The organism is Mycobacterium mantenii, from assembly GCF_010731775.1.
Classification (GTDB): Bacteria; Actinomycetota; Actinomycetes; order Mycobacteriales; family Mycobacteriaceae; genus Mycobacterium; species Mycobacterium mantenii.
Genome location: NZ_AP022590.1, coordinates 4,260,607 through 4,281,627, shown reverse-complemented (window position 1 = coordinate 4,281,627; position 21,021 = coordinate 4,260,607). Strand labels below are relative to the sequence as shown.

Annotated in this window: 21 protein-coding genes; 13 read left to right on the top strand and 8 right to left on the bottom strand. The window is 67.4% G+C overall.

The genetic code is table 11. From position 1 onward, the window contains the following. Nucleotides 1-8 precede the first annotated feature (8 nt). Nucleotides 9-1,217, top strand: a complete 1,209-nt coding sequence (locus G6N50_RS19360) for a thiolase family protein (protein ID WP_083094741.1) — start codon at nucleotides 9-11, stop codon at nucleotides 1,215-1,217. A 4-nt stretch (nucleotides 1,218-1,221) separates the two neighbouring features. Next, a complete protein-coding gene (locus tag G6N50_RS19355) occupies nucleotides 1,222-1,632 on the top strand; it encodes a Zn-ribbon domain-containing OB-fold protein (protein WP_083094740.1) in 411 nt (136 codons plus the stop codon). Between the two features lies 1 nt (nucleotide 1,633). On the opposite strand, the gene G6N50_RS19350 is transcribed toward G6N50_RS19355, so the two are convergent. Continuing rightward, entirely contained in the window at nucleotides 1,634-2,362 is a 729-nt protein-coding gene (locus tag G6N50_RS19350) for a substrate-binding domain-containing protein (protein WP_083094739.1), read from the bottom strand. A gap of 298 nt (nucleotides 2,363-2,660) precedes the next feature. Here G6N50_RS19350 and G6N50_RS19345 point away from each other — a divergent pair, with 298 nt between their 5' ends. Genes G6N50_RS19345 through G6N50_RS19320 form a run of 6 tightly spaced genes read left to right on the top strand, consistent with a single transcriptional unit; the run spans nucleotide 2,661 to nucleotide 8,956 of the window. Next, complete coding sequence (locus tag G6N50_RS19345) at nucleotides 2,661-4,016, top strand: amidohydrolase family protein (protein ID WP_083094738.1); 1,356 nt, start codon at nucleotides 2,661-2,663, stop codon at nucleotides 4,014-4,016. A gap of 2 nt (nucleotides 4,017-4,018) precedes the next feature. Next, nucleotides 4,019-6,352: a CaiB/BaiF CoA-transferase family protein gene (locus G6N50_RS19340; RefSeq protein WP_083094737.1), complete on the top strand. Its 2,334-nt coding sequence runs from the start codon at nucleotides 4,019-4,021 to the stop codon at nucleotides 6,350-6,352. A 1-nt stretch (nucleotide 6,353) separates the two neighbouring features. Further along, nucleotides 6,354-6,692, top strand: a complete 339-nt coding sequence (locus G6N50_RS19335; RefSeq protein WP_083094736.1) for a hypothetical protein — start codon at nucleotides 6,354-6,356, stop codon at nucleotides 6,690-6,692. Nucleotides 6,693-6,717: 25 nt separating this feature from the next. Beyond that, the gene (locus G6N50_RS19330) at nucleotides 6,718-7,878 is read left to right on the top strand and encodes a thiolase family protein (RefSeq protein WP_083094735.1); all 1,161 of its coding nucleotides are present in this window, start codon (nucleotides 6,718-6,720) and stop codon (nucleotides 7,876-7,878) included. Next, complete coding sequence (locus G6N50_RS19325) at nucleotides 7,875-8,309, top strand: Zn-ribbon domain-containing OB-fold protein (protein WP_083094734.1); 435 nt, start codon at nucleotides 7,875-7,877, stop codon at nucleotides 8,307-8,309. Before G6N50_RS19330 ends, G6N50_RS19325 begins: the two co-directional genes overlap by 4 nt. Continuing rightward, nucleotides 8,306-8,956 carry a MarR family transcriptional regulator gene (locus tag G6N50_RS19320; RefSeq protein WP_083094733.1) on the top strand — a complete coding sequence of 217 codons (651 nt, stop codon included), beginning with the start codon at nucleotides 8,306-8,308 and terminating at the stop codon, nucleotides 8,954-8,956. The genes G6N50_RS19325 and G6N50_RS19320 overlap by 4 nt, the downstream gene beginning before the upstream one ends. Here G6N50_RS19320 and fadD1 read toward each other — a convergent pair. Continuing rightward, complete coding sequence (gene fadD1, locus G6N50_RS19315; protein WP_083094732.1) at nucleotides 8,895-10,583, bottom strand: fatty-acid--CoA ligase FadD1; 1,689 nt, start codon at nucleotides 10,581-10,583, stop codon at nucleotides 8,895-8,897. The genes G6N50_RS19320 and fadD1 overlap by 62 nt on opposite strands. Nucleotides 10,584-10,782: 199 nt before the next feature. Between fadD1 and G6N50_RS19310 the strand changes: the two genes are divergently transcribed. Then, nucleotides 10,783-10,935 carry a hypothetical protein gene (locus tag G6N50_RS19310; protein ID WP_158086058.1) on the top strand — a complete coding sequence of 51 codons (153 nt, stop codon included), beginning with the start codon at nucleotides 10,783-10,785 and terminating at the stop codon, nucleotides 10,933-10,935. A 35-nt stretch (nucleotides 10,936-10,970) separates the two neighbouring features. Here the strand turns inward: G6N50_RS19310 and G6N50_RS19305 are convergent, their stop codons facing one another. Further along, nucleotides 10,971-11,741 carry an SDR family NAD(P)-dependent oxidoreductase gene (locus G6N50_RS19305; protein WP_083094731.1) on the bottom strand — a complete coding sequence of 257 codons (771 nt, stop codon included), beginning with the start codon at nucleotides 11,739-11,741 and terminating at the stop codon, nucleotides 10,971-10,973. A gap of 60 nt (nucleotides 11,742-11,801) precedes the next feature. Continuing rightward, nucleotides 11,802-12,632: an alpha/beta fold hydrolase gene (locus G6N50_RS19300; protein ID WP_083094730.1), complete on the bottom strand. Its 831-nt coding sequence runs from the start codon at nucleotides 12,630-12,632 to the stop codon at nucleotides 11,802-11,804. Nucleotides 12,633-12,699: 67 nt separating this feature from the next. Between G6N50_RS19300 and G6N50_RS19295 the strand changes: the two genes are divergently transcribed. Then, nucleotides 12,700-13,305, top strand: a complete 606-nt coding sequence (locus G6N50_RS19295; protein ID WP_067839547.1) for a TetR/AcrR family transcriptional regulator — start codon at nucleotides 12,700-12,702, stop codon at nucleotides 13,303-13,305. On the opposite strand, the gene G6N50_RS19290 is transcribed toward G6N50_RS19295, so the two are convergent. Further along, nucleotides 13,306-16,326, bottom strand: a complete 3,021-nt coding sequence (locus tag G6N50_RS19290) for an MMPL family transporter (RefSeq protein WP_083094729.1) — start codon at nucleotides 16,324-16,326, stop codon at nucleotides 13,306-13,308. It abuts the gene before it with no gap. Nucleotides 16,327-16,536: 210 nt separating this feature from the next. Between G6N50_RS19290 and G6N50_RS19285 the strand changes: the two genes are divergently transcribed. Further along, nucleotides 16,537-17,199: a TetR/AcrR family transcriptional regulator gene (locus tag G6N50_RS19285; protein WP_083094728.1), complete on the top strand. Its 663-nt coding sequence runs from the start codon at nucleotides 16,537-16,539 to the stop codon at nucleotides 17,197-17,199. Here the strand turns inward: G6N50_RS19285 and G6N50_RS19280 are convergent. The 3 genes from G6N50_RS19280 to G6N50_RS19270 all read right to left on the bottom strand — a co-directional run bounded on the left by G6N50_RS19280 (nucleotide 17,196) and on the right by G6N50_RS19270 (nucleotide 20,139). Beyond that, complete coding sequence (locus G6N50_RS19280; protein WP_083094727.1) at nucleotides 17,196-17,756, bottom strand: TetR/AcrR family transcriptional regulator; 561 nt, start codon at nucleotides 17,754-17,756, stop codon at nucleotides 17,196-17,198. The two genes, G6N50_RS19285 and G6N50_RS19280, sit on opposite strands and share 4 nt — an antisense overlap. A gap of 75 nt (nucleotides 17,757-17,831) precedes the next feature. After that, on the bottom strand, nucleotides 17,832-19,121 hold the full coding sequence (locus tag G6N50_RS19275) for a lipase family protein (RefSeq protein WP_179970036.1): 1,290 nt from the start codon (nucleotides 19,119-19,121) through the stop codon (nucleotides 17,832-17,834). Between the two features lie 70 nt (nucleotides 19,122-19,191). Next, nucleotides 19,192-20,139 carry an extracellular catalytic domain type 1 short-chain-length polyhydroxyalkanoate depolymerase gene (locus G6N50_RS19270; RefSeq protein WP_083094725.1) on the bottom strand — a complete coding sequence of 316 codons (948 nt, stop codon included), beginning with the start codon at nucleotides 20,137-20,139 and terminating at the stop codon, nucleotides 19,192-19,194. A 75-nt stretch (nucleotides 20,140-20,214) separates the two neighbouring features. Between G6N50_RS19270 and G6N50_RS19265 the strand changes: the two genes are divergently transcribed. Beyond that, entirely contained in the window at nucleotides 20,215-20,673 is a 459-nt protein-coding gene (locus G6N50_RS19265) for a MarR family winged helix-turn-helix transcriptional regulator (protein WP_083094724.1), read from the top strand. Nucleotides 20,674-20,748: 75 nt separating this feature from the next. Continuing rightward, complete coding sequence (locus tag G6N50_RS19260) at nucleotides 20,749-21,018, top strand: DUF4242 domain-containing protein (protein WP_083094723.1); 270 nt, start codon at nucleotides 20,749-20,751, stop codon at nucleotides 21,016-21,018. Nucleotides 21,019-21,021: the final 3 nt, after the last annotated feature.

Genomic DNA, 21,021 nt, shown 5'->3' with positions numbered 1-21,021 from the left:
GGCACGGCATGGGATTACGCGGAGAAGCCGCGATCGTCGGATACGTCGAACTTCCGCCCGAGCGGCTCAACAAGGCCTCGCCCGCGCCGTTCGTCCTCGAGCAGTGGGCGGAACTAGGTGCGGCCGCGCTCGAGGACGCGGGCCTGCCGGGAGACGTCGTCAACGGAATCGCGGCATCGCACCTTGCCGAGTCGGAGATCTTTGTCCCGTCTACGGTCGCCGAATACCTGGGCGTGGGAGCGCGATTCGCCGAGCACGTCGATCTGGGCGGAGCCAGCGCCGCGGCCATGGTGTGGCGCGCGGCCGCGGCCGTCGAGCTGGGGATCTGCGACGCCGTCCTGTGCGCGCTGCCCGCGCGCTACATCACCCCGTCGTCCAAGAAGAAGCCCCGGCCCATGGTCGACGCGATGTTCTTCGGCTCGTCGAGCAATCAATATGGCTCTCCGCAGGCCGAATTCGAGATTCCCTACGGAAACCTCGGCCAGAACGGACCGTACGGTCAGGTGGCGCAGCGTTACGCCGCGGTCTATGGCTACGACGAGCGCGCGATGGCCAAAATCGTGGTCGACCAGCGGGTCAACGCCAACCACACCGACGGCGCGATCTGGAAGGACAAGCCACTGACCGTCGACGACGTGCTGGCCAGCCCGGTCATCGCCGACCCGCTGCACATGCTCGAGATCGTGATGCCCTGCGTCGGGGGCGCCGCGGTCATCGTCGCCAGCGCGGACGTCGCCAAGCGGTCGTGTAATCGCCCGGTGTGGATCAAGGGCTTCGGCGAACACGTGCCATTCAAAACGCCGACGTATGCCGAGGATCTGCTCAACACCCCGATCGCCGCCGCGGCGGACACCGCGTTCGCGATGACCGATCTGAGCCGTGAGCAGATGGACATGGTCTCGATCTACGACTGCTACACCATCACCGTGTTGCTCTCGCTGGAGGATGCCGGCTTCTGCGAGAAGGGCAAGGGCATGGAGTTCGTCGCGAATCATGACCTGACCTTCCGCGGTGACTTCCCGCTCAACACGGCCGGCGGGCAATTGGGTTTCGGCCAAGCGGGTTTGGCCGGTGGAATGCACCATGTCTGCGACGCCACCCGCCAGATCATGGGCCGGGCGGGCGCCGCGCAGGTCGCGGACTGCAACCGGGCCTTCGTGTCCGGCAACGGGGGGATCCTGTCCGAGCAGACCACGCTGATTCTGCAAGGGGACTGAGGAGATGAAGTTCGAACGCCCGATGCCCGTCAAAACGCCTACCAGCGAGCCCTTTTGGGATGCGCTGGCCGAACACCGCATCGTCATCCAGTACTCGCCGTCGCTGCAGGCCTACGTGTTCTACCCGCGGGTGCGCGCGCCGCGCACGCTGGCCGACGACCTGGAATGGCGCGAGATTTCCGGGATGGGGACGCTCTACTCCTACACGGTGGCCCACCGGCCGGTCAGCCCGCATTTCGCCGACGCCGTACCCCAGCTGCTCGCCATTGTCGAATGGGACGAGGGCCCAAGGTTTTCCACCGAGATGGTCAACGTCGACCCGGCCCGCCTCAAGGTCGGGATGCGGGTGAGGCCGGTGTTCTGCGACCACCCCGAACACGATGTCACGTTGCTGCGTTACGAGCCCGCCGACTGAGCTAGGTCGACGACCGCACCACCAGGCGGGCGATGTCGGTGAGCTCCGGAGACGGTGGTGCCGGATGACCCAGCCGCTCGAAGACCGCAGCCAGTGCCGCGTCGGCGACCGCGCAGGGATCGAATTGCACGGTAGTCAACGGCGGCGTGCTCACCATGCCCATCGGGCTCGCGTCGACGCCTATCACCGCGAGGTCACCGGGGCAGCGCAGCCGCGCCTTGTAGAGTCCGTCCAGGACGAGGCAGGCGATCTCGTCGCTTTGCGCGCACACGGCGGTCACCCCGTCACCCACCCAGCCGCTGACCACGTCGGCAGCGTTGTCCAGGGTGACCTCGCCGACCCGCACCGGCGGAAGGTCACCCAACTGCGCCGCGCGTGAGACGCCCTCGAACCAGTAGTCACCCAGCGGGCGCCATCTCGTAATTCCGGTGTAGGCGACCGCGATCCGACGATGGCCACGTTCGACCAGGTGCTCGACCCGCATCTCGCTCACGGCCACGTGCGGCACCACGTAGAGCACCACACCGCTTTTACCGCGCGCGAGGTTGCGGGCGGCGAGATTGGGGCGGTAACTGAGCAGCTTGGCCGCACGGTACACCGCATCGCGGGTCTCCGGGGAGATGCGCCGCCCCTGCGCGTTGTTCAGCACATAACTGACCGTCGCGGTCGACACGCTGGCCAACCGGGTCACGTCGGCGGTGGTCGGACGCGCAGCTCTCTTGGTGGTCAACTCCCGTTACCTTCCCGGCCCGGCCATGCCCGATGGTGGCACGCGATGCCGATCGGCATCGCGGCATCCCACCACCGGAGTCCACGGCCGCCCGGAGAGATCGACTAATAGTCGCTAATTGCGTCAGCGGCGGGTTGAAACTGGTCCGGGCCCCGTGACGTCGCTGCCCGCAGCTGCGCCGTTGCACGACAGCAAATTAAGGCGGGCAGCGCACGCAACGCTGACCAGCGACCGCGGTTGACACTGTGATGCACACCATTGTCTACTAGTCGCTATCGAATCGATCGAGGAGCGCGGCATGAACAAGGACGATCTGATTCTGATCAGCGTGGACGACCATATCGCCGAACCGGCCGACATGTTCGACGCCCACGTTCCCGCCGCCTACAAAGACCGCGCCCCGCGGGTCGTCCTGGAACCCGACGGAATTCAGCAGTGGTACTACGGCGAGATCCGCGGCCGCAATATGGGCCTGAACGCCGTCGCGGGAAAGCCGCGGGAGATGTACAACATCGACGCCTCGCGCTACGACGAGATGCGGCCGGGCTGCTTCAACGTCGACGAGCGGGTGCGGGACATGAACGCCGGCGGCCAGCTGGCCGGGTTGAACTTCCCGAACTTCACCGGCTTCTCCGGCCAGGTCCTGAACCAGGGTCCCGACCGCGATACGAACCTGGTGATGATCAAGGCCTACAACGACTGGCACGTCGACGAATGGTGCGGCGCCTACCCGGGCCGGTTCATCCCGTGCGGCATCCTGCCGCTGTTCAACGTGGCCGAGGCCGCCCAGGAGGTCAAACGCCTCGCCGACAAGGGCTGTCACGCCGTCACGTTCTCGGAGAACCCAGAGGCGTTGCAAATGCCCAGCATTCACACCAAGTACTGGTATCCGTTGTTCGAGGCGGTCTGCGATAGCAACACGGTGCTGTGCACGCACGTGGGCTCCGCATCGCGATCCCCGCAGGTGTCGACCGACGCCCCGCCCAGCGTGCAGATGACGGCCTCGTCGATGATGAGCATGTTCACCTTCACCGAGCTGATCTGGGCGCAGTTCTGGGCGGACTTCCCGCAACTGAAGTTCTCGCTGACCGAGGGCGACGTCGGCTGGATCCCGTACTTCCTGTGGCGGGCCGAGCACGTCTACAACCGTCACTCGGGCTGGACGCTGGCGACCTTCCCACCCGGTTACGACGGGCCGACCGACGTGTTCAAACGGCACTTCTACACCTGCTTCATCAGCGACAAAGTCGGTGTGCAGAACATGAATTGGTTCAACGAGGACATGCTGTGCTGGGAGTCCGACTTCCCGCACTCCGACAGCAACTGGCCCTTCGCGCCGGAGGACATCATCGCAACCATGGGCCACCTCGACGACGCGGTCATCGACAAGATCACCCACGAAAACGCCATGGCCGCATACTCGTTCGACCCGTTCCGGTACATCCCGAAGGAGCATGCGCGGGCCGGCTATCTGCGCGCCCAGGCCACCGACGTGGACGTGGTCACCCACGTCGGGCGCCACGCGAGCCAGCGTGACCGTGACGCGTGGACGCGGATGACGCAGTTCGGGCTGCAGGCTCAGGCCTCGGCGCAGACGCCGGTGACGGTCGAGGTGGCCGGCATCGCCGGCCGCGCCACCACCCTGGGCAACTGAGCGTGGGGGCCGAGGCGCCGTTCGCGCACTGGCGCGTGCTGGAGTTGTGCAACGGCCTGGCGGTGTCCTACTGCGGCAAGATGTTCGCCGACGCCGGCGCCGACGTCGTGAAAGTCGAATCCCCGCAAGGTGATTCGTTGCGCGGGTGGCAGGCCGGCGGACCACCCGGCGCGTTGTTCGGCTACCTGGCCGCGGGCAAGAAGTCGGTGGTCAACCACGACCAAGCCGACATCACCGCCCTGCTGGCCGGCGCCGACTTGGTGCTCACCGACCTCACCGACGGGTGGATGCTCGGCGACATCACCAGGCACACCGCGGCTTCGGCCGTGGTGGTGGCCGTAACGCCGTTCGGCACCACCGGGCCCTACGTCGACGACCAGGTCGTCGCCAACGAATTCATCCTGCAAGCGCTGTGCGGATCGATCGCCGGTCGCGGCTGGCCGGACGACGAGCCGGTGCAAGCCGGCGGCCGGCTCGGCGAGTGGCTGGCGGGCACGTTCGCGGCGGCGGCGGCCGCGGCGGCGACCAGGCATGCGGGCCGAAGCGGCCGGGGCCAGATCATCGACGTCTCGACGTACGAGGCCATGGCGATCGCCATGGGCGGTTTGTCCGCGATGTCGGCCAGCGTGCTGGGCGCCGATTCGCTTCTGTACGAACGCAGTCTGGAACTGCCGTCGATCGTCCCGACGGCCGACGGCATGGTGGGCTTCTGCACCATCACCGCGCAACAGTTCCGGGACTTCCTGGTGATGATCGAGCGACCCGACCTCCTGGATGACGCCGAACTGGCCTCGTTCGCCGGACGGGTCGAGCGCCGCGACGAGTTCCTGGGCATGGTCACCGACTGGACCGGATGCCGAACCACCCAGGAGATCGTCGACCTCGCGGTGGCGTTCCGGATTCCGGTGGCCCCCATCGCGACGCCCGAGATGCTCCCGACCATCGATCATTTTGTGGAACGCGGCGTTTTCGTCGAATCGGGTGCCGGGGTGCTGGCGCCGCGGGTGCCGTATCGCAGCGACGCGATGGCGACCGCGGCGCGCGGGGAACCGCCGCAGCTGGGCGCCGATAACGGGCGCGTGCACTGGCCGGTGCGACCCGAACCGCCGCGAGGCGACGACGCCGACGCGCTGCCGTTGGCCGACGTGCGGGTGACCGACTTCACCGCGTTCTGGGCCGGCCCGGTGGCCACCCAGCTGCTGGGTGCCCTGGGCGCCGACGTGATCAAGGTCGAGGGCGTGCGCCGGCCCGACGGCATGAGGTTTTCCGCTGGCCGTCCGCCCGACTGGGACCAATGGTGGGAATGGGGCCCGGTGTTCTTGTGCAGCAACAACAACAAGCGGGGTGTCAGCATCGAACTCGGCACAGACGCCGGACGAGAGCTCGCGCTCGAGCTCATCGCCGCAAGCGATCTCGTCGTCGAGAACTTCTCACCCCGGGTCATGGCGAACTTCGGACTGGAATGGGAGGCGGTGCGCGCGGCCAACCCGCGGGCGATCCTGGTCCGGATGCCCGCGTTCGGCCTCGACGGCCCATGGCGCGATCGCGTCGGCTTCGCGCAGACGATGGAGCAGGCGACCGGCATGGCGTGGATGACCGGGCACGCCGTCGGCCCACCGGTGATCCCGCGCGGTGTGTGCGACCCGATCGCCGGCCTGCACGCCGCGTTCGCCGCCATCGCGGCCCTGGCGATCCGCGACCGCCGGGGCGCCGGGATGCAGGTGGAGTCGACCATGGTCGAGGCCGCGCTGAACGTGGCGGCCGAAATGCTGGTCGAATATTCCCGTCACGGAATCACGATGCGCCGCAACGGGAACCGCGGCCCTGGGGCCGCACCCCAGGGCGTCTACCGCTGCCGTGGTGACGACGAATGGGTCGCGCTCGCCGCGATGGACGACGACGCCCGCGTGTCGCTGGCCGGGCTTCTCGGCCGGCCGGGGCTGGACGAAACCGGCTGGGCCGGACGGCCCGACGACATCGACAAGCTGATCTCTGACTGGACCGCGTTGCATTCGGTGGCCGAGGCCGTCGATGCGCTGCGCGCGGCCGGGGTCGCTGCCGCCCGCGTCACGCCGGCCGCGGACCTGCTGACCGATCCGCAGCTGCGGGCCCGGGGCTTCTGGGAAACGGTAGCCCATCCCGTGGCGGGGTCTTTCCTCTGCACCGGAATGCCTTTCGCGTTCCTGGGCACACCGCGGCGGTGGATCCGGCGGGTCCCTCCGCTGTATGGCCAGCACACCGAGGAGGTGCTGACCGGCGTCCTGGGACACAGCCAGGACGACCTGGCCGCAATGCGGGAGTCGGGAACCATCAGCGACCGGCCGGCGGGATTGTGAGATGGCGGTCAGCCTCTGTGTGCCGCCCCGCGCCGGCGAGCTGTGCGCACCGGTGCGCTTCTTGGTGCGCCAGGACTCCGTGGTGATGGAGCTGACCGCCCGCCACCGCATCACCAGCGTCGAATGGGACGAGGAGGAGCACGCAGTCGCGATGGTAGTCGAGATCACCGACCCGCAGACGGCACGTCCGGTGGACGTGCGCATCGACATCGTGGACATGGATGCGGCGGACACCCAGACGATCGACACGCGTGCCACCGCGATCGGCACCATCACCCGCGACGGGCGACGATACCAGGTCCGGGGCACCTACCTCGGTGTCGTTGCGGACGAAAACTGAAGGGCTGTAACGGAATGGAATATCCGTGACCGCGGCGAAGCGCACCGCGGCGATCGTCGGAGTGCATAACACCCGGCAGGGCCGGCGGCTGGACGGCGAAACGTCACGCGGCCTGGCGATCAAGGCGATCCTGGGCGCGCTCGACGATGCCGGCCTGACGCTTGACGACGTCGACGGCATCAGCGCGAGCCCGCAGTCGACCTCGTTGATCTACGACCTGCGCATCGGCCCGGCCTGGCAAGGCCTGGCTTTCGGGGTCGGCATGATCACCGAGGCGGTCACCGCCATCGAGCACGGCATGGCCGACGTGGTGGTGCTGGTCGCGGCCCAGGCCGGCGAATACCGCGACCACGAGGCGACGGCGCCGTGGACCCGGCCCGAGAACGAATTCGTCGCCCCCTGGGGCATGTTCACCACCGCCGAGTTCGCGCTCATCGCGCGGCGACACATGCATGTGTACGGCACCACGCGCGAACAACTTTCGATGGTGGCGGCGACCATCCGCAACAACGGCTCCCGCAATCCCGAAGCCGTCTACTACGACCGTGGACCGTTCACCCACGCGGACATCACCGCGTCCCGGCCCATCGCCGACCCGTTCCACCTCCTGGATTGCGCCACCACCTCCGAAGGCGGCTGCGCACTGGTCGTGGCGAACGTCGAAAAGATCGACGGCGCAAGCCAACCCATCTACGTGCTGGGCAGTGGCGCGGATTTCCACGGCCCGTCATACCAGCATCCGCCCGCCTACGACCTCGCCGGGCGGCGCGGCGATCACGTCAACGGCGTGGTGGGCCGGCGCGCGGCCGAGTGCGCGTTCGCCCACGCCGGATTGCGCCGCGACGACGTCGACGTGCTGGAACTCTACGACCCGTTCTCCTTCGAAATCATCCGTCAGCTCGAGGCTTTCGGCTTTTGCGGCGACGGCGAGGGCGGACCGTTCGTCGCCGACGGTCACATCGCCATCGACGGCAGCCATCCCATCACCACCGACGGCGGAACCATGTCGTTCAGCCATGCGGGCGCCAACCCGCAGATGATGCAGCGCGCCATCCGCGCGGTCCAGCAGCTGCGCGGACGGGCCGGCGATCTTCAAGTCCCCGACGCGCACGTCGCGCTGTGCAGCAACGGGGGAGCGGGGGCCCTGTTCACGACGGTGCTGATCCTGGGAGACGAACCACGATGACGTCAGATCCATTGCGGCCCCAGTCCGGGTCCGTCCCGCATGCGAGCAGCCACGTCAGCGTTCCGTTCTGGGAGGGATGCCGCGCCCACGAGCTGCGCTACCAGCGTTGCGGCGCTTGCGGATCGGCGAACTTCCCGCCGACCGAGCATTGCCGCCAATGCCTTTCGGAGGACGTCAGCTGGCAGCGGGGCGGCGGCCGGGGCGAGATCTACAGCTGGACGGTCGTTTACCGGCCGGTCACAGCGGAATTCGACCCGCCCTATGCGCCGGCAATCATCACCCTGGACGAGGGTTACCAGATGCTGACCAATGTCGTCGGCGTGCCGCCGGAAGACCTGACCATCGGCATGCGGGTGCGCGTGGAATTCCACACCGCGGGAACCGACGTGACGCTCCCGTACTTCACCGGCGCGGAAACAGACGGTTCGTGAGCCCCAGAACCGCCAACGGACTGCCCGTCACCGCCTACCTGGTCCTGGGGGTGCTGGCGGCCAACGACGAGCAACTCACCGCCGGCGAGATCAAGATGCGCGCCGAACTCTCTGTCGGCCACTTCTATTGGTCTCCATCGGTCAGCCACGTGCGGCGCGAACTGACCCGTCTGCTGCAGCGGGGCATGGTCAGCGAGATCGGCGCACAATCGGGCAAGCGCGCGATCACCCTGTACGAGACCACCGATGCCGGCCTGGACGCACTGCGTCGCTGGGTCCAGCACTTCCCCGGTCAGGACCAGGTAGTCATCAAACACCCCGTCATCCTCAAAACCTGGCTGGCCCGCGGCCAGGATCCCGAACACGTCCTCGACACCTTGGACCGGCATCTCGACGCGACCCGGGCCCGGCTGGACGAGGCACTGTGGTCGCGGCAGCGGTCGGTCGAACTCGGCATCACCGACGACCCCGAACAGCGCTACTCGTTCGCCGTCCTGGACTACGCGATCCGCGGACTGTACGCGGAGATCTCCAACATCTCCCAACTGCGTGACGAGATCGCCGGCGGCACAAGCCGAGACCCGGTCAAACGGGTGCGGCGGTCGAAGGGTCAGATCCGGCGTCGGGCACCGAGGAACCCGGGTTAGCCGATGGTGGCGACCCGCCGCGCCCGGCTCCGCCGCCCTTGCGATCGCCACGAACCGTGTAGGCCGTTCCCCGCGGTTCGCGCTCCCACAGCACTTCGTCCGGCCCCACGGCCGTACCCTGCGCGATCAACTGGCGCTTGAGCACCTTGTGCGTGGCGGTGCTGGGCAGGTCGGCCGCGATGCGGACGTAACGCGGGCGGGCCTTTGGGGACAGGTCGGGCTGCGCGTCGAGGAACGCTTCGAATTCGTCGGGCGCAAGGGTGTGACCGTCGTTGAGGACGATCGCGGCCATCACCTGGTCACCCACGTGGCCATCCGCCACGGCGTAGACCGCGATCCGGCTGATGGCGCTGTGGCGCAACAGGATCCGCTCGATAGGCGCCGCGGCCAGGTTCTCGCCGTCCACCCGCATCCAGTCGGCGGTGCGGCCGGCCAGGTAAATCCAGCCCTCGGCGTCGCGATAGGCCAGGTCCCCGGACCAGTACATGCCGTGACGCATCCGTTCGGCGTTGGCGTCCGGGTCGTTGTAGTAGCCGGTGAAGAAGCCCGAACCGGCCGTGTTGACCAATTCGCCGATTGCCTCGTCGGCGTTGGCGAGGGCGCCGTCGGCGTCGAATCGGGCCACCGCACATTCGGTGATCGTGTCGCTGTTGTAGATCGCGATCCCGTCCATGCCTTTCCCGATCGAGCCCTTGGGAGTGCCCTCTTCGCGGATCACGATGACGGCGTTCTCGGTGGAGCCGAACCCGTCCTCGACCTGCACACCGAACCGGCGGCCGAACTCGTCGATGTCCTTGTCATTGGCCTCGTTGCCGAAGGCCACCCGCAGGGGATTGTCGGCGTCATCGTCGCGTTCGGTGGTGGCGAGGATGTACGCGAGCGGTTTGCCGACGTAGTTCATGTAGGTGGCGCCGTAGCGGCGGATGTCGTCGAGGAAACTGCTCGCCGAGAACTTCGCCGGCACCATCGCGGCACCGGAGCACACCGCGGGTGCCCATCCGGCGACGACTGCGTTGGAGTGGAACAGCGGCATCGAGACGTAACAGGTGTCCTGTTCGGTGAGGGCGAAGCGCTGGACCAGATTGAGGCCCGCGAACGTCGCCATGAGGTGGGAGACCTGCACCGCCTTGGGATTTCCGCTCGTCCCCGAGGTGAAGATCATCATGAAGGCGTCCATCGCGGTCACCTCACGGTGCGGTTCCAGCTCACCGGCGGCGGCGATGAATTCGCCCCAGTGCGGCGTCGAGGAGTCGAGGATCTGCGTCGCCCCAAGGTCCAAGCCGTCTAGCAGCGGCCGGTGTTCGGCGTCGGTCACGACGAACTGGCAGTCCGCGCGGCGAACGTCGGCGGCCAGCGCCTCACCGCGCCGGGTGGTGTTCAGTCCGCACAGTACGTAGCCACCGAGCCCGGCCGCCGCCATCTGGCTGACCATCTCGGGGGTGTTAGCCAACAGCGCGCCGATGTGCATCGGCCGGTGCGGATCGGCGGCGGCGATCAGTGCCGCGGCCCGCGCCGCGGCTCCCTCCAGGTACTGGCGCCAAGTCCATTGCACGTCACGGAATTTCACCGCAATCGATGCATCGGTCAAGCGCTTACGCAGCAGCGCTTGAATCGTGTCGTCAGCCATCGGCCGGATTCACCTTCACTCTGCCCATCCTACGAGACGAGACGGTCCGTCTTATAGTAGCTGGCGGCTCAACGCCGCGAAACTGCCGCACACCGCACCGATGGTGTTGGAAAAGTCTTCACGCCCATTTCGCCCAGGGTTCCCGCTGAAGCCAGCGTGTATGGCGGGTCCGTCCGCATCGGGGTGCGATCATGGCTCCATGCTGTTCGAACTGCACAGGTCGCTGATCCTGCTCAGGAACCGGGCGCGCGAAATACGTGACGAAGTCTCGGAATCGCGGTCGGTTCGCTCGTCCGGCCGGCGCCGTCGCGGCAGCCGATCGGTCACGCCGAAAGACGACACTCAAAGCTGATGCGGCGCAGTGGTTTTGGTAGCTAGTCGCGCTGCCTATCCGCCCACCATCATCAGGCCGCCGTCCACCGCCAGCAATTGCCCGGTGATGAAGCCCGAACCGGGCCCGGCCAAAAACACCAGCATCGGCCCGACGTCGCGGGCGGCCTCGCCCAGGGTGCCGCCGAGCGGGATCATCATTTGCATCTGCTGGTCGATCAGGGCCGCGGCGTCCGGGCCGAGGAAATCCCGGAGCCTGTCGGCACCGGCCGTCTGCACCGCGGGCGCCAGCGCGTTGACGGTGATCTTGTCACCGGCCCAGGCTTTGGCGGCCGACCGCGTCCACGCCTGCACCGCACCCTTGGTCGCCGCGTAGACCGCCGAGATCGGGCTGCCCATCACCGCTTCGGAGGACCCGAAGTTGATGATCCTGCCGCCCTTGGGGTCTTGGCCCTTCATCACCGCGTAGGCGGCCTGATTGGTGAGGATGGTCGCCTTGACGTTGGTGTCCAACAGGAACGAGATGGCGTCGGCGTCGATGTGGCCGGGGATCCCCGCCTGCCACAGGCCCGCGGCGTTCACGAGAACGTCGAGTCCGCCCAGGCGCCGCGCCGCCTCGGCGACCATCGCGGAGACGGCGTCGGCCACGCGCACGTCGCACTGCAGCCACTCGGCCGCCAGGCCTTCCGGCGGCGGCGTCTGGTGATACGTCGCGGCCACCTCGGCTCCCGCCGCCGTGAGGACTTCGACGGCGGCCGCGCCGATACCGGTGGCGCCGCCGGTCACCAGGATTCGCCGGCCGTGCAGGGGCGACGTCGCATCTGACATGGCCAAGACGCTACCGCCACCGGCGCGCCCGGCGGCGTCAGCGTCGAGAAGGCCCGTCGGTCAGGTGCGAACCGCGATCGTCGACAGCAGATCGGCGAGCCGGTCGGGCTGGTCGATCATGGAGAAGGTTCGGGCTCCCTCGATGACTTCGAGCCGGGCGTTGGGAATGGTCGCGGCCAGTCGTGCGCCGTCTTCCTGTTCGAAGAACACGTCGTCGGCCGACCATGCGATCAGCGTCGGCTTGTCGAAGTCGTAGAGCCGCGCCGCCACCGTCGTGGTGACCTCGGTGCGCATCGAAAGCGAGAACTGTCGCAGGTCTTCGGCGACCGCCGGAAGCGACAGCGCCGGGCGCACCCAGATCTCGGTGAGCTCATCGATGTTGCGATGCGCCAGCCCGTCGAAGGCCCGCTTGCGCACCGCCGGCGCCCGTACCGCCTGAATCGCGGTGCGGAACAATGTCTTTGACTTCGCCGCCAGGATGACGGGCTTGAGGATAGGTGGCGGAAAGTGTTCGAACGCATCGCAACTCGTGAGCACCAGCGCACCCAGCCGCTCGCGATGATGCACGGCTACCAGCTGGGTGACGACGCCGCCGGTGTCGTTGCCGACCAGCACCACGTCCTGCAAGTCGAGGGCGTCGAGTACCTCGGCGACCATGCAGGCGACGCCGGTGATGGTCCGGTCGGCGCCGCGGCGCAGCGGCTCGGGGTGCGCACCCAGCGGCCAGGTCGGGGCGATGCACCGCAACCCACGAGCGGCCAGACGTTCACTGACCTGGCGCCACAGTTGGCCGCCCATCATGAAGCCGTGCACGAAGACGACGGGCCTGCCGTCCTCGGGTCCGGTTGCTTCGTAATGGATGGTTCCGGCACTAATGTCGATCGTCGACATAGCAAACTCCTAGTTCAGAGATACACTTACAAACAGGCTGCCTGTTCGTAAGTTACCAACAGGCTGTATGGAAAGCAAGAGACGGACCCAGGAAGAGCGCTCCGCGGCGACCCGCGACGCGCTGATCTCGGCTGCCCGCAAGCTGTGGGGGCTGCGGGGTTACACCGAGGTGGGGACGCCGGAGATCGCCAGCGCGGCCGGGGTCACCCGGGGCGCGATGTACCACCAATTCGCCGACAAGGCAGCGCTATTCCGCGAGGTCGTCGAGGCCGTCGAGCAGGACGTGATGGCGCGGATGGCCGTCATGGTGGCCGAGTCCGGAGCCACCACACCCGCCGAAGCGGTCCGGGCCGCGGTCGACGCGTGGCTGGACGTCTCCGGCGATCCGGAGGTGCGCCAGCTGATGCTGCTGGATGCCCCGAGCGTGCTGGGCTGGGCCGGTTTTCGTGATGTCGCCCAGCGGTACAGCCTGGGCATGACCGAGCAGATGCTCGCCGAGGCGATCCGGGCCGGCCAGCTGGCCGAGCAACCGGTGCGGCCGTTGGCGCACGTGCTGATCGGCGCGCTGGACGAGGCGGCGATGGTCATCGCGACCGCGGACGACCCGGAGCGGTCCCGTCTCGAAGTCGGGCAGGTGTTTCACCGACTGATCAATGCGATGTTCGACGGATGATCACGCGCCTCGCCGCTGGGGCCACCAGCTCCGCTCCCGTAACAGGGTGGCGATAGCGGGGACGGTGAGGGTTCGCACGACGAAGGTGTCCAGCAGCAGTCCGCAGCCGATGATGAAGCCGGCTTGGATCATCATGTCGAGTGATCCGATCATGAGCCCGAACATGCTGGCGGCGAAGATGAGCCCAGCGGAGGTGATGACGGAGCCGGTGCTGGTGACGGTGCGCAGGACGCCGACGCGCATGCTGCGGACGGATTCTTCACGCAGGCGGGAGATCACCAGCATGTTGTAGTCGGCGCCCACCGCGATCAACAGGATGAACGCGAGAAGCGGCACGGGCCAGGCGATGTCGTGGCCGAGCCCGTACTGGAAGACCAGCACTCCCAGTCCGAGGGCGGCGAAGTAGTTCAGGACGACGGTGCCCAGCAGGTAGAGCGGGGCGACCAGGGCGCGCAGCAGCAGGACCAACACGAGGCCGACGATCAGCAGGGTGGTGGTGGCCAGCCGGCCGAAGTCGGCGGACAGCAGGTGCTGGAGGTCGGAATTGACGGCGGTGAAGCCGGCCATTGAGATGGTCGTGCCGGCCAGCGAGGTATTGGGCCGGGCGGCATTGGCGGTGTCAATGATCTTGTGGTTCAGGTCCATTGCGGCAGCGGAATAGGGATCGTATGAAGAGGTGATGGCGAACCGGGCGGTGTGTCCGTCGGGGGAAATGAATTGGCGCGCCAGATCACCGAATTGGCGATTGTCGAATGTGTTCGGGGGGAGGTAGAAGCCGGAGGCGGCATCCGATCCCGCCGTGGCGCGTGCGGATTTCTGCAGCTGGGTGGCGATTTGGCTCATGCCGCTGAGCTGCCGGATATTGCTGTCGGCCAGGGCATGTACCCCCGCGGCCAGTGCCTGGGCGCCCGAGGCGAGTCGGCTCACCCCGTCTTGCAGGCGGTGGATGTTGGCCGCGAGGTCGGCGGGGTCGCCGGCCGCGCCGAGCGTCTGCTGCAGGGTGGTGGCGGCGTTCTGAACATCAGTGAGTGTGCTTGCGAGGGAGGTGTTTTGGTTGAACTGATCGCTGAGACCGGCCACCCGGTCGAAGAATCCACCGTTGCGCAGTGTGACCAGTATCTGAGTTTCGTCGCGTAGCTGCCCGCATTGCGGCGTGGCCGCACACCAGGCGGAGGTGTTGAGGCCGTCGATCAGGGGTTCGATTGCCGCGATGGCGCCGGTGGCTTGCTGGGCCAGCGGCCGCAGCCCCGCGCCGGTGTGGACGGCCTGATCCACGGCGGGTGCGGTGGCGTTGAGTTGTTGCAGCAAGGGACGGGCGGTCTGCAGCGTTTGGCCCGTGTCGTGTGCTTGGTTCAAGAGATCCGTCAGCGGCGTAAGCGCGCGGCGCAGTGTGGCGTCGAGTTGGCCCAAACCGGCCGCGAGTTGGTCGGCTCCGTTGGTGAGCTTGGCCAGGTCGTCCCGGTGGGCCAGGCCGTCGGCGGCTGCGCCGGCCATCTTGTCGCCGATTTGCCCGTTCTGCCACGATAATTGGGCCTGGTCGAGCCGTTTACCGGTCGGACGAGTGACACCGGAGACACGGGTGACCCCGGGCAGCTGGGCGACTCGCGAGGCCAGTGCGTCGAGATCGGCGAGTCCTTTCGCCGTGCGCATGTCGGTGCCGGACTGCACGAGCAGGAATTCGTTGATGACGGTGTCTTTGGGAAAGTGGCGATCCAGCAGCCGGTAGCCGCGATTGCTGGCGGTGCCGGCCGGTTGCCCTGTGCGGTCGTCGTAGCTGATCGTCATGGTGGCCACGAACCCGGCCAATGCCAGCAATGCCACCAGACTCGCGACCAGGAATGGCGTTGGTCGTCGAACCACCATGACGGCGATCCGATTCCAGTACGGCCGCGACAGGTCGGCCCGGGGTTCGGCGATGCCGCGGGTGGCCGCCAGCGCCAACAGCGGTGGGAGCAGTGTGATGGTGGCCAGGAATCCGATCAAAACGGCAATGCCACAGGCGGGGCCAACGCCTTGGAAGACGCTCAGGTGCGCGAACACCATGGACGCCAGCGCCAAAGCAACCGTGGCCGCCGAAGCCAACACGACGCGCCCGATGCTGCCGCACGCGTGAATGATGGCCTGGTCCGGGGCGTTTCCCTGTCGCCGTTGCTCGTGATACCGGCTGATCAGGAACACGCTGTAGTCCGTGCCGGCGCCCAACAGCACCGCGGTCATGAATGCGATGGTGAATTGTGAGACGGGAACGCCGAATTCACCCAGCGCCGACAACACGCCCCGGCCAACGGCCACGCTCGCGCCGATGACCAGCAGCGGCAGCAGGGCGGTGGGCACCGATCGATAGACCAGCAGCAGGATGAGCCCGATGAGGGCGGCGGTCGCGACCGAGATCAAGAGCAGTTCGTGCTCGCCGGAGCCGATCTGATCGCGGAAGGTCGCGGCCGGGCCGGTGACATAGGCGATGGTCGAGGATCCGGTGAAGACGGAGGAAACCTGCGCCCGCACGGCGTCCACCGATGCGGCCGCCGTGGGGTCGCCGAGTGTGCCGGCGATACCGATCGGCAGGAACCACGCTTTCCCGTCCGCGCTCAACGCGTGGGTTCTGGTGATGGGATCGGCGAGCAGGTCCTGGACCAGCAGGACGTGAGTCTTGTCCGCGCGCAGTGCGGCCACGAGCGCGTCGTAGCGTTGCCGGGCGGGTGGGGTCAGCCCGGCCGGGTCTTCCATCGCAATGACGATCGAGGTCTTTGCGCCCCGCTCATCGAACGCCGTCGCCATGCGGTCGAGCGCCTGAAACGACGCCACGTCGCCGGGCAACAGCTGGACCGACTGTCGGCGCACGACGGTCTCCAGCTGTGGGAAGGCGACGGCGAGGATGACCGCAACGCCGATCCACGCCCCGATCACCAATCTCTTGTGCCGGACGGCAAAGCCGCCCAGGGCGGCAAGGCGCGCGCTGTATTCACCGCTGCGTTCACGCGGCGGCCCAGCACGCCGCGGCGCGTCGACGCAGGTGGTCACCGCGGTCCCCGGCGGACGGCCAACTCCGCGCAAGCGTCATCGACGTGGTCGTACCCGTGGCAGCGCGCACCGCTCCCCGAAAAGGTCCCCCGTGGCACCGTTCCCCCTATGATCGATTGGTGAAGTATTTCACCAAACCGTTTGGTGAAATACTTCACCAAACATTGGCGTGGGCGCAAGTCCGCGAGCCGAGGAGGGGTTGACGCCCGCATGGCAGTACATCGCGGCCTGACCGCGGATCAGCGACGTGAGCAACGCCGCGGGCAGCTCATCGAGGCCGCCTTCGACACCATCGCCCAGCACGGGGTGGGCAACCTCCGGGTGCGGGCCGTCAGTGCGCGGGCCGGGCTCAACGACCGCTATTTCTACGAGAGCTTCCGCGACTGCCACGAATTGTTGATCGCAACTTTCGAGGACCAGTTCAACCGCGCGTTGACGGGCATCATGGCAACCGTCGCGGAGTCACCACCCGAACTCAAGCGCCGCGTTCAGGCCGTCCTCGAGTTCGCGTTCGCCTTCATCGACGGGGACCCGCGGCGCCCCCGGCTTTTGATAGAGCTGCAAACGGCCGAAGCGCTGGTCGACCGCCGGCACGAGGTCATCGACGTCCTCACCCAGGTCATGATCGGGCAGGTGCGCGCGCTGCTCGGTGAGGCCGCAGGGACCGACGACAACGTCATGATGACCGCCCTGACGGTCGTCGGCGGCCTGCTCGAGTTGACCACCCAGTGGTACCGCGACCAGATCAGCGTCAGCCGACCGCAGCTCATCGAGTTCATGACCGCCCTGGTCGTGACCACCACCGACATCACCGGCGCGCTTGAACGCCAACTCGCGCCCCGCAGCCGCGCCGGGCGCCGCAAAAATCTCTAGACGCCGCGCACCTCGGCCACGCCCGCGATGACGCCCCGGATCAGCCGGTCCAGGTGCTCGGGATCGTCGACGGCCGGCTGACCCGCGACGAAGGTCAGCATGATGCCGTTGATGAACGCCAGGGTGGCGGTCGCCTGGTCGTCGACCAATGCCGGATCGGGTGCGCTGCCGGCGGGATGCCATTGCGTGACGACGTCGCGCGCCAGGGCGTAGAGCCGGTCGGCGGATTCGTTGAGGGCCGCGGCGAGTTCCGGGTCCCGGCCGGCGAGCAGCGCGAGTTCGTAGCGTGCCTTGGCGCGGGTCAGCCAGGGTTCGCTGTTGACGTACATGACGATGCGGGCCAGGCCCGCGGTGCCGGTGAACTGCGTGGCGTGATCCTCGGCGAGTTCGGCCATCATCGAGAAGTCGGCGACGTCGAGTTCGGCCAGTCGCGCCGCCATCGCGTGCATCAGAGCCTTGCGGGTCCTGAAGTAGAACGAGGTGGTGCCGGCCGGCACGCCGGCCTGGTCGTCGACCTTCGGGTGACTGACGCCGTGCACGCCGTTGCCGCCCAGCAGCGCTATCGCGGCGTCGGCCAGCTGGCGGCGCCGCTCCGGCGCGTTGTGCTTTCTACGTGCAGCGATGCGTCCAGTTTAAAACTGACCGCAGTTCGGTGTGGTGGGCTCGCCGTTGAAGCGGGCGGCGATCCACTGCATGGCCGGTTCGCCGTCGACGAGCATGGGCAGCGCGTGATTGATGACGAGCTTGTTGAGGAAGGGCGGCTCTTCGTTGGTGCGGAATTCCACGTCGGCGCCCTGGGCGCACCAGTCGCGGCCGAGCTGATTGGCCGCGGTCCACGGCACTAGCGGGTCATAGCGATTGCTGTCGATCATCACCGGCGCATTGGGTTTGAAGTGTCCGATCCGCTGGTCCTCGAACATGGTGCTGAATGGTTCCTCGTTGACCAGTTGATTGATGTCTTCGGTGAAATAGGGCTGGATATGACGAAACATGAAGTCCAGCAGGGTTTGTCCGACGCACTGGCGCGAGACGGATTCGAGCATCGCCAGCCCGCGGGGGGTCATCTTGGACCGGATGGTGTCGGCGAACTCCGGATAGGCCGCCATGACGCTGTTGAGTGCGTACCCGACGACACCGACCAGGGCGCTGCCGTCCGCGTACGGAAACAGCTCCTTGAGGTTGGCCGGCGGCGCCCCGGCGTAGGTGCCCACGATGTGGAGATCGGGGGCATAGGCCGACGCCAACTCGGCCGCCGACGCGGTCGCGCCGCCGCCCTGCGAGTAACCCCAAAACGCCACCGGCCCACGGGGATCCAGCGACGTGTCAGGTAGCTTCATGGCCGCGCGGGCGGCGTCGAGCACCGCCTGCCCCTCGGCCACCCGACCCACATAGGTGTGCATGGACGGGGTGCCCAGGCCTTCGTAGTCGGTCATCACGATCGCGAAGCCACGCGCGACCATGGTGGCGACGAACAATTCCTCGTAGTTGAACATGATGTCCCAGCCGCCCGAATAGTGGATGCCCTGGTTGAACATTCGCGACGGGGCGCATTGATTGCCCTGGCCCTGGGTGCCGGGTGCATAGCTGATCAAGGGTCGCGGACCGCTGCCCGGCCAGGCGTTGTACGGCTCGAAGTAGGTGCCGGTCACCGCGATCGGGTTACCGCGAGTATCGGTGCTGCGGTACATGATCCGGGTACCGGTGGCCATGATCGCACCCAGCTGGCCGGACGGCTCGAGCACCAGCCGCGACGGCTCGGTACGGATCACATCGCCCGGCTGGCCGGGCGGCAGCGGATCCGGCGGGGTGTAGAAGTCCGCGTACCGCGGTTCGTCCCCGCCGTCGGCGCGCGCATTTCCGACTCCCACGAGCGCTGAAGCAATTACCAGCAGTGCTGCGAAAACTCCCCCGGCCCGACGCATTACGGAACGGTAACAATCGCAGGCGCATGAGCGGAAGGGAAATCTCTAAATTTTTAGAGATTGGTTTTCGCTACCGATGTTTTTGGCTGAAGAATTGCCAGATGGTGTCCGTGGCGTCCAGCGCCGTCGACGGCGCCGGAATCCCGGCGACCTTTTCGGCGAGGGGACTCGGCTCGCCGCCGGGCCATTGATGGCCGGCCCCCGCCACCGAGATCAACTCCACGGTGCGCCCGTCCGCGCAGCCCGCCGTCCGCGTCGTGACGTCGCCGGCGGTGGTCGAGTCCGGCGTCCCGCATCCGTCGATAGCGCGCCAGGTGGCATTGACGGACTCCGCCGATGGGCCGTCGACGCGCGGAGATCCATTGATCGCGAACGCTTTTCCGGGGCCGCCGTTATACGGCACTCGGTCGTCGGCCGTGCCGTGGATCTGCAGCACCGATGCCGGCCGTGCCGCCGAGCAGTCGGTCAGCAGGGTGCCCGCCACCGGCGCGATCGCGGCGAAGGTATCGGACTGGCAGCCCAGGCGAAGCGCCATCATGGCGCCGTTGGACATGCCGGTGACATAGATCCGCGCGCGATCGACCGGGATCTGCTGCTCGATGGCGCCGACCATGGCGTTGATGAAGCCGACGTCGTCGGTGTTGAGGTGCGCGGGCTCGCCGCAACAGGTCCCGGCGTTCCAGGCGCGGTTGAGGCCGTCCGGGTAGGCGACCAGGAAATGTCCGCCGTCGGCCTCGCTGTCCCAGTGATATGAGCGCTCGGCCTGCGCCCCGTTGCCGAAACCGCCATGCAGCATCACCACCACCGGCACCGCATCGGTCAACCCCTGCGGCCGGTACAGGTGAAAGCTCCGGCTGACCCCGCCTGACTCGATGCTTTGGGTGGATTGCCCGACCGGAATCGATTGCGCACCGGGCGTTCCCAGCGCATGGCCGCCGCCGCCGAGGCACCCGCCGAGCACGACGGCCAGGACGGCGACGAGGGAAACGCTGATGGCCCGGGCGCTTCGCGATCGCATGACGTCATCGTGGCAGGGGGCGAGTGATTTGACAAGTTACTTGTCAATCTGGATCTGGGTGGGCACACTTTCCCCATGCGACAGCCTCTGCATCCAAACTGGCAGCCCACGGTGCCCGCGCTGGTGAACATGGTGGCCGCGTCCGGGGCGCCGCGGTTGCGGGCGGCGTTTGCCGCGGCGGGCCTCGACGGGATCCGCCCGGCGCAGGCGGTCGCGCTGGCCCCGCTGGCGGCCGGCGGGTTGCATGCCTCCGACCTGGCCGACCGACTCCAGGTGAGCAGGCAGGCGGTGGCCCAGGCGATCACCGGACTGGAGCGACATGGCTATGTCACCCGGGTCCCCAACCCCCTGGACGCGCGGACCCGAACCATCGAGCTGACGCCGCGCGGCCGGCAGGCACTGGGGGTAATGCGTTCGAACGCAATCGATTTGGAGCAGCGATGGGAGCAGGTCCTGGGACGTCGGCGACTAAGCGAATTTCGGGAGACCTTACAGATGCTGCTCGCCGGTCAGAGCGAGGCTGCGGGGGAATAACCCCGCCCGCAATTCCCACGTCGTCACCGACGCCGACGGCTTAGGCTCGACCCAACACAGTGACAGGAGTCCGCCGTGCCCATCTTCATGGTCGAGCGCAACTTTGCCGAGGAACTGGAACCCGGCCTCGAGATCGCCGACGGTATCAACCGGATCAACGACCAGGAGGGCGTTCGCTGGATGTACTCGTTCCTGTCGGCGGACAAACGGAAGACCTACTGCCTGTACGAGGCGCCGTCGCCCGAGGCCATCAGAACCGCGGCAGCGCGTGCCGGCCTGCCGGCCGACGCGATCGTCGAGGTGAAGGACCGGCTCATGCCGGACGGGGCCCTGTCCGACATCTAAGCG

Coding starts and splice junctions, on each gene's coding strand:
- G6N50_RS19360 (WP_083094741.1), top strand. CDS start 9: ATGGGATTACGCGGAGAAGCCGCGATCGTCGGATACGTCGAACTTCCG.
- G6N50_RS19355 (WP_083094740.1), top strand. CDS start 1,222: ATGAAGTTCGAACGCCCGATGCCCGTCAAAACGCCTACCAGCGAGCCC.
- G6N50_RS19345 (WP_083094738.1), top strand. CDS start 2,661: ATGAACAAGGACGATCTGATTCTGATCAGCGTGGACGACCATATCGCC.
- G6N50_RS19335 (WP_083094736.1), top strand. CDS start 6,354: ATGGCGGTCAGCCTCTGTGTGCCGCCCCGCGCCGGCGAGCTGTGCGCA.
- G6N50_RS19325 (WP_083094734.1), top strand. CDS start 7,875: ATGACGTCAGATCCATTGCGGCCCCAGTCCGGGTCCGTCCCGCATGCG.
- fadD1 (WP_083094732.1), bottom strand. CDS start 10,583: ATGGCTGACGACACGATTCAAGCGCTGCTGCGTAAGCGCTTGACCGAT.
- G6N50_RS19310 (WP_158086058.1), top strand. CDS start 10,783: ATGCTGTTCGAACTGCACAGGTCGCTGATCCTGCTCAGGAACCGGGCG.
- G6N50_RS19305 (WP_083094731.1), bottom strand. CDS start 11,741: ATGTCAGATGCGACGTCGCCCCTGCACGGCCGGCGAATCCTGGTGACC.
- G6N50_RS19300 (WP_083094730.1), bottom strand. CDS start 12,632: ATGTCGACGATCGACATTAGTGCCGGAACCATCCATTACGAAGCAACC.
- G6N50_RS19295 (WP_067839547.1), top strand. CDS start 12,700: ATGGAAAGCAAGAGACGGACCCAGGAAGAGCGCTCCGCGGCGACCCGC.
- G6N50_RS19285 (WP_083094728.1), top strand. CDS start 16,537: ATGGCAGTACATCGCGGCCTGACCGCGGATCAGCGACGTGAGCAACGC.
- G6N50_RS19275 (WP_179970036.1), bottom strand. CDS start 19,121: ATGCGTCGGGCCGGGGGAGTTTTCGCAGCACTGCTGGTAATTGCTTCA.
- G6N50_RS19270 (WP_083094725.1), bottom strand. CDS start 20,139: ATGCGATCGCGAAGCGCCCGGGCCATCAGCGTTTCCCTCGTCGCCGTC.
- G6N50_RS19265 (WP_083094724.1), top strand. CDS start 20,215: ATGCGACAGCCTCTGCATCCAAACTGGCAGCCCACGGTGCCCGCGCTG.